The following is a 12038-nucleotide window of genomic DNA, read 5'->3' as shown; positions in this document are numbered from 1 at the left end:
GTCGACCGAGCTCGTTTCGTAGCCGGTTCACTCCGACTGGGCGTCGACGACCGCCACGCCTGCCAGATTGACGATGTCCTTGACCTCGTCGCCCCGCTGGAGGACGTGAACCGGCTTGTCCATCCCGACGAGCATCGGGCCGATGGCCTCCGCACCGCCGAGGCGCTGGAGGAGTTTGTAGCCGATATTGCCCGACTCGAGGTTCGGGAAGACGAGCACGTTCGCCGGCGCATCCAGGTCGGAGAACTCGTAGGTACCGGTGAGGATGTCCTCGACGACGGCCGTGTCGGCCTGCATCTCGCCGTCGACGGGGAAGTCGACCTCGGGGTCGCCCTGGAGCATCGCGGCGGCGCGACGCGGCTTTCTGGTCCCCTCGTTGTCGACGCTCCCGAAGTTGGAGTACGAGAGCAAGGCTGCCCGCGGCTCGACGTTGAATCGGCGGGCAAGCTTCGCCGTCTGTTTCGTGACTTCCGCCAGCACCTCCTCGTCAGGGTCCTGGTTCACGGTGGCGTCCGCACAGAAGACGATCCGATTCTTGAACGTCATGAGGTAGACGCCGGCGGCGTAGTCGACGTCGTCGGCGGTGCCGATGACCTGCAACGGCGGTCGAAGCGCCGAGGGATAGTGGTGAGTCAGTCCCGTGAGCAGGGCGTCAGCATCCCCCTCCTCGACCATCACACTGCCGAAGTAGTTCGTGTCCCGGCGGATCAGTTCGGTCGCCTCAGAGCGCGTGATTCCCTTGCGCTGGCGAAGGTCGAACAGTCGTTCGGCGTACTCGTCGTGGGCCCCCGCGGTCGGATCCGCGACCGTGGGCGTGAAGTCGAGGCCGAGATTCGCCGCCGTCCGGGTGATCGTATCCTCTTCGCCGATGAGGACCGGGTTGGCGATCCCCTGTTCGGCGAGCTGGTAGGCCGCGCGGATCATCTTCTCGTCTTCACCCTCCGCGAGCGCGACGCGCTTGGGGTCGCTCTTGGCCTTGTTGAGCACGACGCGCATCATCTCCCGGGACTTGCCGAGGCGAGCCTCGAGTTGCTCCTCGTAGGCCTCGACGTCGATTTCGGTCCGGGCGGCGCCGGAGTCCATCGCCGCCTGGGCGACCGCGGGGGCGACGCGGAACAGCACCCGCGGATCGACCGGCTTGGGGATGATGTAGTCGGGACCGAATTGGATCGCCTCGTCGCCGTAGGCCTTGACGACCGCGTCGGGGACGTCCTGGCGGGCGAGGTCGGCCAGTGCCTCGGCTGCCGCGACTTTCATCGCCTCGTTGATCTCGGTCGCGCGAACGTCGAGGGCGCCGCGGAAGATGAACGGGAACCCAAGGACGTTATTGACCTGGTTGGGGTAGTCCGAGCGGCCGGTGGCCATGATGACGTCGTCGTCGCGGGCGTCTTTGGCCTCCTGGTAGCCGATCTCCGGATCCGGGTTCGCCATCGCGAAGATGATTGGATTGTCGCCCATCGACTGTACCATCTCCGGGGAGACGATGCCGCCGATCGAGAGGCCGACGAAGACGTCCGCGCCCTCGAGCGCGTCCGTCAGATCGCCCCCCGGCACGTCGCGGGCGAACTCGCGCTTGTACTCGTTGACGTCGCCGGCGTCGGCTCGCTCCTGCGTGATGATCCCGGAGGAGTCACACATCTGGATGTTCTCCCGCTTCGCGCCCAGCGACACGTAGAACCGGGCCGTCGAGAGCGCGCTCGCCCCGGCACCCGAGAAGACGATATCGAGGTCTTCGAGGTCTTTGTCGGCGATTTCGGCGGCGTTGACGAGCGCGGCGCCGGAGATGATCGCCGTCCCGTGCTGGTCGTCGTGGAAGACTGGGACGTCCATCTCCTCGCGGAGGCGCTCCTCGATGGTGAAACACTCGGGGGCTTTGATGTCTTCGAGATTGACCCCGCCGAAGGTGGGCTCCATCATCTTGATCGCCTCGACGAGTTTGTGGGGGTCGGCCTCGTCGAGTTCGATGTCGAAGACGTCGATGTCGGCGAAGCGCTTGAACAGCACGCCCTTGCCTTCCATGACGGGTTTCGAGGCCTGGGCGCCGATGTCGCCCAGTCCGAGGACGGCAGAGCCGTTCGAAACGACGCCCACGAGATTGCCCTTCGCCGTGTAGGTGTAGGCGTCGGTTTCGTCCTCGTGAATCTCCATACATGGTGCGGCGACGCCCGGCGAGTACGCCAGCGAGAGGTCCCGCTGGGTGTTCGTCGGCTTCGTCGTCGAAATTTCGATCTTGCCCGGTGGCTCGCTCCGGTGATACTCCAGCGAGTCTTCGTCCAGTCCCATATCGGGGTGAGGTACGTGCAGTACAAAAAACGATGCGAAGCGGATGTTCGACGATCGTCGTATATCGGTCGCGAACGGTAATTAGCGATTCGACCCTTTTATACGCGCCCCGCCTGTGACCACGGGTATGGACGTCGCGCTTGGTGGGACCTTCGACCCCGTTCACGATGGCCATCGACGGCTCTTCGAACGGGCGTTCGAACTTGGGGACGTGACCGTCGGGCTGACCAGCAACGAACTCGCGCCGAAGACCCGACACGTCGACCGGTACGTCCGCCCCTACGACGAGCGAAAGCGCGACCTGGAGGCCGAACTCGAGACGCTCGCCGAGAAACACGACCGCGAGTTCGAGGTCCGGACGCTCACCGAGCCGACGGGAATCGCGACAGAGGCCCAGTTCGACTACCTGATCGTCTCGCCCGAGACGGTCGAGGGTGGCAAGAAGATCAACGACCTGCGCCGTGAGCGCGGCCACGATCCGCTGGAACTCGTCGTCGTCCCCCACGTTCGGGCCGAGGACGACGACATCATCTCGAGTACGCGCATCGTCAACGGCGAGATCGACGAGCGCGGGAATTTGACGCCCGACCGCGAGGGGCGGGAGTCCTCGAGGCCGGAGTAATGCGGCGCACCGATCGGATTCGGTCAGTTTTCGTCCGGCGCTGAAACGCGGCCTCGAGCGCTGTCCACATTTGCAGCGGAAAGCGAACGAAATTTTCGAGACACGTCTCGCTACCACTCAATGACGGCCGCGGAGAATCGGACGACTGATGAGAATTGGAACCCGACCGAACCTTCGAGCAAGTCGACCGCTGCTATCTCGCGACTGACGGATTCCCCCATCTTATCGGAGCGCCAATAGATATCTCTAAGTGTGATGAATAATTACACCTCAATTGCAACAGCCATCAGGCGCGATGACACGGCACACGCGTTCGAGTCGCACGCTCGAGCGACGGCCCGGATTCGCGCCCGCGGACACCACCGGACGATCCACCAGCCATGAGTGACAATTCACGAGACGACGACTCGAGATCGCTGTACAGACGAACCGTCCTCGGGGGCGTTGCGGGACTCGGTGCCTACGGACTGACGGCCGGGTTTAGCGATTCGGTCGCGGCGAGCGCCCCGGAGGGCGTGACGGCGAGCGGAATCGACTCCTTTCACCCTGGTCACCCCCGCTTCGTCCAGGTCGGCGAGAAACTGTGGAACTCGGCGTTCGTCGGCCCCGAGATGATCGGTGGGCGAGACAACCTCGCCCCGCGGGTTCCCAATGCCAGCCCAAATCCAGGGGGCTACGCCGCCGAGGACTTCACCTGGTCGGTCGCCCAGCGCCCCGAGGGGAGCGAGGTCGAGTTGACCTACCAGTCGTCGCTCGATCCGGACCGGCCCCGGTACGACGAAGGCCGAGACAACGTTGCCGAGTTCGAGGCCGACGTTCCCGGCACCTACGTCCTCGAACTCGAGGCGCCCGACGGCACCCACGAGTTGACGATCCACGCGTTCCCCGAATCCGAAGGCGGAGCGGGCGGCCAGCCCCGAATCGAACTCGAGGGACGGTACGAGGACGGCGAGTACGTCCTCGAGACGAACGCACGACTTGCGCCGAACAGCCGGGCGACGCGGGCCGACCTCGAGGTCGCCTTCCTCGCGGACGACCGGGACGCGCTCGCCACCGACGCGATTCAGGTCGACGGACTGACCGGTCGCGTACCCGAATCGGCCATCGAGGGCGAGTCCGCCCGCGTCCACGCGGTCGCCTCCGACGGTGACAGCCTGAGCACCCTCGATACGATCGAACTCGGACCCGACGGTACGACCTCCCTGCCCAACCGCCCGCCGGAGTGGATGGCCGAGGGCGTCATGTACCAGATCTTCCCGCGTTCGTGGGCAGGCGAACGCGGCGCGACGACCTTCGACGACCTGATCGACGGCGTCGACTACCTCGCCGACCTGGGCGTCGACGCGGTCTGGCTGACGCCCGTCGTCCCTGCCGAGAGCGTCGACAAACTCTTCGGGAATAACAACGAATCGGGCTTCCAGGAGGGGGCGCCCGGCGGTGGGCCACACGGCTACGACACGAACGACTACTTCGGGATCGCCGGGGACCTCGTCCCGGAAGGGATGGATCCCATCGAGGCCTACGCGGCGTTCGTCGACGCCTGTCACGAGGCCGGTATCAAGGTCGTCTTCGACCTCGTGAGCAACCACGCCGGGCGTGGCCACGCGTACTTCCAGGACACCATCGCCGAACAGGGATCCGAACCGCCAGCACCGAACTGGGAGTATCCACCTGTGGACGCCTGGAACGAGGACTCGAAACACTTCGACTGGTGGGACCGCCTCGAGGCGCCGATTACCCACGACGGCGAGACGGTGGAACCGGCCCCCAGTCCGACCGGCTTCTGGGGCCTCCGGGTCATGCCCAACTGGAACTACGACAACGTGGCGGTCCGCGAGCACATGCTCGCCGTCGCCGAGTTCTGGTCCGGCGAGGTCGGCGTCGACGGCTTCCGCTGTGACATCGCCTGGGGGGTCCCCCACAGCTTCTGGAAGGCGGTCCGCGAGGTCGTCCGGTCGAACGATAGCGAGTTCCTCATGCTCGACGAGACGATCCCGAAGGACCCCGCCTTCTCGGAGAACGAGTTCGACATGCACTTCGACACCGAGGGGTTCACGACGACGACACACGACGTTGCCGGCGGGTTGGCCTCGCCCACAGACCTCTACGACGACGTGCGGGCGCGAGCTGCGGAGGGCATCCCGGACCACTCGCTCGTCCTCAACGCGATCGAGAACCACGACGAGTTGCGCCTGCTCAACCAGACCGTCGTCGATCAGGCGAATCCGAACCACGACGAGGCCTCCGACGAGGAGTGGGAGCGCGGGGCCGCCCTCCAGCGCGCCTGCTGGGCCGCCGGCGTCACCCTCCCCGGCGTCCCCTTCGTCTACTACGGCCAGGAGCGCCAGATCAGCCGGTTCGGCGAGGGTCGACACATGGGCGAGAACGACCCTCGAGGCTACAACGACGACGGCTCGGTCAACAGCGGGGCCGACGTCCGCCCCGGCGGCCGCCAGCGAGCGTTCGTGAACTGGGAGACGTACGACGAGGACCACCTCGAGTTCTACCGGACGCTTATCAGTACGTACCACGACCTCGACGTGCTGAAAACCGACGCCGACCTCGTCGGCGAGTGGCACGAGTCCGACGACCGCGTGCTCGTCTTCGGGCGCGACGCTAGCCTCCTGGAGGATGTCGCCGGTCCCGACCGCGTCGTCGTGATCGTCAACTTCGACCCCGAGGGGGCGGTGACCGTCGATTTACGTTCGGACGTGCACGCGACCGACGTCGTCTCCGGCGCGGATCTCGAGGTCCAAGGCGAGGCCGACGACGAACGACGCACCGTCGAGGTCGACCAGGTCGCGATCCTCGAGACGCCGACGTTCTTCGCCGCGGGCGACCGCATCGCGAACCTCTCCGTCACCCCGGGAACCGACAAGGGCGGCAACGGCCGCTACCAGTACCCGACCGACGACCGGTTCACCGACGGCATCTTCGACCTGACGGCGTTCTCGGTTCACGACGGCGGCGACACCTACCAGTTCCGTGCGGCGGTCGGCGGCGACCTCGAGAACTACGACGGGTACGACGGCGGGTTCTCCGCCCAGCACCTCCAGTTGTATCTGGCCGACGGTTCCGACGACGGGACGACGGAGATGCGCGAGGGTGTCAACGCGACCCTCGAACGCCCCCACCAGTACCGGGTCGTCGTCGACGGTGAGAATGGGACGCGACTCGAAACCGCCGACGGGACGCGACTCGCCGAGGGCGGCGTCGCCGCGAACCCGGCCGCCGACGAGATTCTCGTCGACGTGCCGAAAGCCGCGCTGGAGACGCCCCTCGAGGACCTGGACGTCGCGGTGGTGATGCTGGGCTACGATCCGGACGCGCCGGGGAACGTCATGCAGGCCGAAGCGGAGGCCACCGAGACGACCTTCGGCGGCGCACAGAACGACGCCGCGCCCAACGCGATCGACGTGGTGACGCCGGCAGACGTCGACTGGTACCGGGGACTGGCTTACAGCGACGGAACGCGAGCGACGGTGCAGTACGTCCCGCTCGTAACCACGCTCGAGGCGGTCGCCACGTTCGACGAACCCACCGGCGAGCCCTACGGCCCGGGGACCTACGAGTACCCGACGAGCGACGACTTCTACGAGGGGGCCTGGGATATCGACGAACTGACCGTGTCGGCCTCGCGCGATCGCGTCGAGTTCGCGTTCACGATGGCCAGCGAGATCCAGAACCCCTGGGGCCTCCCCCGCGGCTTCTCCCATCAGTTCTTCCAGGTGTACGTCCACGACCCCGGCGCCGACGTAGAGGGAACCACGGAGGGTCGAACCGGGCTGAACGCCGACATGGCGACGCCCTACCACTACCGCGTCGTCGTCAACGGCGAGTCGGTCAAGAGCGTCGAGTCCGCGGCCGGCGATTCAGTGACGTCGAACGTCGAGACGAACGTGGAAGGGCGCACGGTCTCGGTCCGCGTTCCCGCCGACGCGATCGGCTGGGACGTCGAGGCCGGCGGCGGAATCGGTATCGCGGCCCTCGTCGCCCCGTTCGACGGCTACGGGGACGGCGCGATTCGCGGTATCGCCCCCGAGGCCGGCGAGTACGTCATCGGCGGCGGCACCGGCGACAACAATCCGGCCGTGATGGACATGGTCACCCCCGAGGGCGTGGACCGCGTCGAGGTGCTCTCGGAATCCGATGGTTCGGTGCCACAACTGCCGTTCGTCGCGCTCGGCGACGTCGAGTTGTCCGAGGCCGGAGACGGGTCCTCGAGCGACGGGAGCGATGGTACAGAGGGGAACGGAAACGATAGCAGCGATACGCCAGGGAACGACGATGGCGACGGTGACGATGACGGCGGAAACGGAGACGAGGATGACGACTCTGCTGGCGACGATAGCGACGGCAGCGGTGGCAATGGTGGCACCGGCAGCGACGGATCGGAAGACGATGGACTCCCCGGTTTCGGCGCCGTCGTCGGCACCGCAGGCGTCGCTGGCGGAACCGCACTGGCAGCGAAGCGTCTCGCCCGGGAGGACGACGAATAACGCTCCGCTACTCGCGTTTGTCGTCGGCATTCGAGGCCGTGAGAGTGGTCGTCTCGAGCGCAAATCGGCTGGCGACAATCGGTAAGAGAATCGGGCGAAAACGCATCTCGACGACCGAAGATCCCTCAGGCAATGGAACACTTTCGCCAGTGTAGCGGCAGCCTACCGGTACGACATCGGTGTTTTCCTGCTGGAACGATTCCGCAGATCGGGATTACTGACCATTACTCGGTGCGTCGAGCGAGGGCCTCGCTATCTGGCGACGGTGAATCGCGAGGAGAGGAGAGAACGTTCGAGAGGGAACGAGACGCTCGGCTGACTCGGTCGAAGCGGTGGCGATCTGTACTGATGAGATGGTTCGAAGCGTCCGAGCGTTATCCGCTGTCCAGGAGAGTCACTCACGTCGCTTTCGATGACCGATCAGCCTACCACTTCGGCGGCTCGAGCCCGGCGCCGGCCAGCAGGTCCTTCCAGCGCTGTTGGATCGAGAGGCGGGAGACGTCTGCGGCGTCGGCGACAGCACACTGGGTGCGGCCATCGCCCGCGACGAGCGATCCGGCGTAGATGCTCGCAGCCAGCACTGCCGGCTTCGATCGGTCGGCCTCGGGCACGTTCGCGAGAAAGAGATCGGCAGCCGTCGAGCGAGCCTCGCCCGTCAGCTCGAGGCGATCCGCGGCCTGCTCGAGTTCCTCGAGCCACGGTTCGTGTTCGACGCGCGTATTGGCGCTATACATGCTCGTTACAACGGATGGTTGCACCATAAACACACGGTTGGCGATCGCTCCCGTCGCGTCCCACCGTCGTTCATCTGTCGAGGACTATGGCGGTGGCTGTGACTCTCATCGCAATAACGTGCTACGCCAGACAACGTCCAGCTACGAAACCCTAGGCTAACTGGCCCTTCGCCCGGGATTTCACTAGGTCACTCTTACTAAAGCGGTTCGGATTCGAAGCGACGACCACGCACCCGGCGGGGGGTACGCGTCACCACATGAACGAACCAACTTGCAAACTCGTCTGTACTGGCTGCGGGCTCGAGATGCCGTATCGAGACCGATCGCTTGCCGAGCAGGCAGCCGAACTCCACCAGTTGCGAGACGCCGAGCACATCACGTTCATCGTGCCGCCGGACTGGTCGCCCGAGGAGCCAGTGACCCATTAGGACGGACCGATACTTTCTTAGCTGATTCGACGTGTACTCGAACATCGAGCGCGGGTAGCCAAGTGGTAACGGCGCAGCGCTTAGGACGCTGTCTCGTAGGAGTCCGCAGGTTCGAATCCTGTCCCGCGCATGCCTCTCCGAGCATTCCGCGAGGAGAGGCATCGCGACGATGGATTCGAACGAGAGAAGTCGAGCGGAGCGAAGCGAGCACGTCTTCGCGTTGTTCGAATCCTGTCCCGCGCACCGACTCGAGTCCGACCAGTGCAACCTTTCGATAGCAGGGGCCGAATGTCGAGTGTCGAACTCGAGCCACGTGACTTCGAGCCACGAAACTCGACGCAAACTCCCATGATTTAAGCAACGGCGCAACTGCGTAACGAGTGCGCAATGAAACTCCACGAGTACCAGGCGAAGCAGGTGTTCGCTGACGCCGGGGTTCCGACGCCAGCGTCGACGCTCGCGTCGGACGTCGACGGCGTCCTGGCGGCCGCCGACGAGATTGGCTATCCGGTCGCGATCAAGGCACAGGTTCAGGTCGGGGGTCGCGGCAAGGCCGGCGGGATCAAACTCGCCGAGGACGCCGACGAGGCTCGCGACGCGGCCGAATCGATCCTCGGGATGGACCTCAAGGGCTACCACGTCGACCGCGTGCTGGTCGAGGAAGCGGTCGACTTCGTCAACGAACTGTACGTCGGCGTGACGATGGACCGCGGGGAGGGCAAGCCCGTCGCCATGGTCTCGACGAAAGGCGGCGTCGACATCGAGCAGGTCGCCGAGGAGACGCCCGAAGCGATCGCTCGCGAACACGTCGACCCCGCGTTCGGCATGCACCCCTACCAGGCTCGCAAGGCCGTCTACGACGCAGACGTCGATCCGGACCTCGCCCTCGACGTGGCGGGCGTCCTGACGACGCTCTACGACCTCTGGGACGACCGCGACGGGTCGGATGCCGAAATCAACCCGCTGATGGTCACCAGCGACGGCGAGGTCATCGCGGCCGACGCCGTGATGAACATCGACGAGGACGCCCTGTTCCGTCAGCCCGAAATCGCGGAGATGGAGGACGAAGCCGCGAGCGGCGACGAACTCGAACAGAAGGCCGATGAGTACGACTTCGACTACGTCCGCCTCGAGGGCAACGTCGGGATCATCGGCAACGGCGCCGGCCTCGTGATGACGACGCTCGACCTCGTGGACCACTACGGCGGGAAACCCGCGAACTTCCTGGACGTCGGCGGCGGCGCGAAGGCCGAGCGAATCGCCAACGCCCTGGACATGGTGTTCTCCGACGAGAACGTCGATTCGGTCGTGTTCAACATCTTCGGGGGCATCACCCGCGGCGACGAGGTCGCCAAAGGAATAAACGAGGCCCTCGGACAGTTCGACGAGATTCCAAAGCCGGTCGTCGTGCGACTGGCCGGAACGAACTGGGAGGAAGGCATGGAGATTCTGAACGAGGACCTCGTGACGGTCGAACAGACCCTCGAGGATGCGGTTCAGCGTGCCGTTGCTTACGCTGAGGACGAGGAGGGAGACCAATGAGCGTTCTAGTCGACGACGACACTCGCGTGGTTGTACAGGGAATCACCGGCGGCGAAGGGAAGTTCCACGCCGGACAGATGCTCGAGTACGGGACCAACGTGGTCGCCGGCGCCGTCCCTGGAAAGGGAGGTCAGGAAGTCCACGGCGTCCCGGTCTACGACACGGTCGACGAGGCCGTCGAGGAAGAGGACGCGGACGCGTCGGTCATCTTCGTCCCGCCCGCGTTCGCCGCGGACGCCATCTTCGAGGCCCTGGACACGGACCTCGACCTCGCGGTCGCGATCACCGAGGGTGTCCCGACCCAGGATATGGCGAAGGTCAACAAGCGCCTGACCGAGACCGACACGCGGCTCATCGGGCCGAACTGTCCCGGCCTGATCACGCCCGGCGAGGCCAAGCTTGGCATCCTGCCGGGGAACATCTTCGCCGAGGGTGACGTCGGTCTCGTCTCCCGCTCCGGAACGTTGACCTATCAGGTCGTCGACAGTCTCACCCAGCGCGGGATCGGCCAGACGACCGCCATCGGCATCGGCGGCGACCCGATCATCGGCACCGACTTCGTCGACGCCCTCGAGCTGTTCGAGAACGATCCCGACACGAAGGCGATCGTCATGTGCGGCGAGATCGGTGGCGAGGACGAGGAGGAGGCCGCGGCTTACATCGACGAGCACGTCGAGACGCCCGTCGCGGGCTTCATTGCCGGCCGAACGGCCCCGCCAGGAAAGCGGATGGGCCACGCCGGCGCCATCGTCTCCGGGTCCGGAACTGGCACCGCAGAGAGCAAGATCGACGCGCTCAACGACGCGGGCGTCCCCGTTGGCGACACGCCCGAGGAAGTCGCGGATCAGATCGAAAGCTTCCTCTAGAGGGGAAGTCGGTCGGTTTTTCGTTGTTTCGTCTTTGACTTCGAGGCAACTCGAGACGGGAATGCGTGTTCGTTCACCGCGCGACTCTCTGCTGTCCGCCAAACGGACTCGAACCTGCCACAACACGTAAGCGAGTCCCCTGTGACGCTGACCGTATGCAGCGGATGCCACTCGGAATCTCGCGATTCGACGCGATGATCGGCGGCGGGGCGCCGAGCGGAAGCATCGTCTTGCTGGCGACCGAAGCGGGTGCGGGCGGCCGGGAGTTCTGTTACACGGCGACGGCCATGAACGGCCTCGCCAGGGCAGACGGCGACCAGTTCGAGTTCTACTACGGCGACCTCGAGCCTGGCGTCGCTCTCCCGGACAACGTCCACTACGTCTCCTTTACGAGCGAGCGCGACGCGATCGTCGACGAGATGACGTTCGTCCTGGACGACGACCTCGTCGAGGCTGGAACGTCGGCCGTCTCGTTCGTCGACCTCTCTCAGGAGTTCTTCCAGTTGACCCCGGTGCCGACCGACTGGTACAGCACCGCCCGGACCGACATCACGAACCTGGGTGCCGGGACGAACCGACGGAACGTACTCGAGGCGCTCGGCGAGTACCTCTCCGAACACGCTCCCGGGAACCTGGTCGTCATCGACTCCGCGACGGATCTGCTCGCGGCCGCAGCCACCAGCGACCAGTTCTCCCAGAGCGATTTGACGATACTGCTCAAGGGACTCAAACGAGCGGCGTACCGCTGGGGCGGCATCGTTCTGTTGCTCGTCGACGTCGAAACGCTCACTGGGCAGGCGTTCGGTCGGCTCAAGGAAGCCGTCGATGGGACGCTGCACTTCGAGTGGGAGAGCGGGGGATCCGAACGAGATCGGACGTTGGTCGTCGAGGAGTTTCGAGGGGTACTCTCGCGGCTCGAAGACGAGAACATCGTCCAGTTCGAAACGGAGATTCGCGACGGCGGATTCGACATCAGTAACGTACGAAAGATTCGGTAGGTTCCTCCCATCCCTCTCCTCCACCACACTCATTACCCCGTCCCCTCCCTTCACCGCCTCCATATC

8 protein-coding genes and 1 tRNA gene are annotated in these 12038 nt (G+C 65.3%); 7 read left to right on the top strand and 2 right to left on the bottom strand.

The features are described from left to right. Positions 1-27: 27 nt before the first annotated feature. Positions 28-2283 (bottom strand): NADP-dependent malic enzyme, encoded by a 2256-nt coding sequence (locus tag NGM15_RS02360; protein WP_253434781.1) that lies wholly within the window; start codon positions 2281-2283, stop codon positions 28-30. A 127-nt stretch (positions 2284-2410) separates the two neighbouring features. Here NGM15_RS02360 and NGM15_RS02355 point away from each other — a divergent pair, with 127 nt between their 5' ends. Both NGM15_RS02355 and NGM15_RS02350 read left to right on the top strand, forming a co-directional pair. Continuing rightward, a complete protein-coding gene (locus NGM15_RS02355) occupies positions 2411-2905 on the top strand; it encodes a phosphopantetheine adenylyltransferase (protein ID WP_253434778.1) in 495 nt (164 codons plus the stop codon). Positions 2906-3285: 380 nt separating this feature from the next. Next, complete coding sequence (locus tag NGM15_RS02350) at positions 3286-7404, top strand: glucodextranase DOMON-like domain-containing protein (protein ID WP_253434775.1); 4119 nt, start codon at positions 3286-3288, stop codon at positions 7402-7404. A 425-nt stretch (positions 7405-7829) separates the two neighbouring features. Here the strand turns inward: NGM15_RS02350 and NGM15_RS02345 are convergent, their stop codons facing one another. Continuing rightward, the gene (locus NGM15_RS02345; RefSeq protein WP_253434773.1) at positions 7830-8138 is read right to left on the bottom strand and encodes a cyclin family protein; all 309 of its coding nucleotides are present in this window, start codon (positions 8136-8138) and stop codon (positions 7830-7832) included. A gap of 257 nt (positions 8139-8395) precedes the next feature. Between NGM15_RS02345 and NGM15_RS02340 the strand changes: the two genes are divergently transcribed. The 5 genes from NGM15_RS02340 (at position 8396) to NGM15_RS02320 (ending at position 11972) form a co-directional block, all read left to right on the top strand. Further along, positions 8396-8566 (top strand): hypothetical protein, encoded by a 171-nt coding sequence (locus NGM15_RS02340; RefSeq protein WP_253434770.1) that lies wholly within the window; start codon positions 8396-8398, stop codon positions 8564-8566. Between the two features lie 48 nt (positions 8567-8614). Then, positions 8615-8696: transfer RNA gene (locus NGM15_RS02335), tRNA-Leu, on the top strand. A 257-nt stretch (positions 8697-8953) separates the two neighbouring features. Beyond that, positions 8954-10108, top strand: a complete 1155-nt coding sequence (gene sucC, locus NGM15_RS02330; protein ID WP_253434768.1) for an ADP-forming succinate--CoA ligase subunit beta — start codon at positions 8954-8956, stop codon at positions 10106-10108. Further along, a complete protein-coding gene (gene sucD / locus NGM15_RS02325; protein WP_253434765.1) occupies positions 10105-10974 on the top strand; it encodes a succinate--CoA ligase subunit alpha in 870 nt (289 codons plus the stop codon). The genes sucC and sucD overlap by 4 nt, the downstream gene beginning before the upstream one ends. A 155-nt stretch (positions 10975-11129) precedes the next feature. Beyond that, complete coding sequence (locus NGM15_RS02320) at positions 11130-11972, top strand: RAD55 family ATPase (RefSeq protein WP_253434762.1); 843 nt, start codon at positions 11130-11132, stop codon at positions 11970-11972. Positions 11973-12038 lie beyond the last annotated feature (66 nt).

The sequence above is a fragment of the Natronosalvus halobius genome, from assembly GCF_024138145.1.
Classification (GTDB): domain Archaea; phylum Halobacteriota; class Halobacteria; order Halobacteriales; family Natrialbaceae; genus Natronosalvus; species Natronosalvus halobius.
The sequence above is the reverse complement of the archived record's forward strand: the minus strand, read 5'-3'. Positions and strand labels throughout refer to the sequence as shown.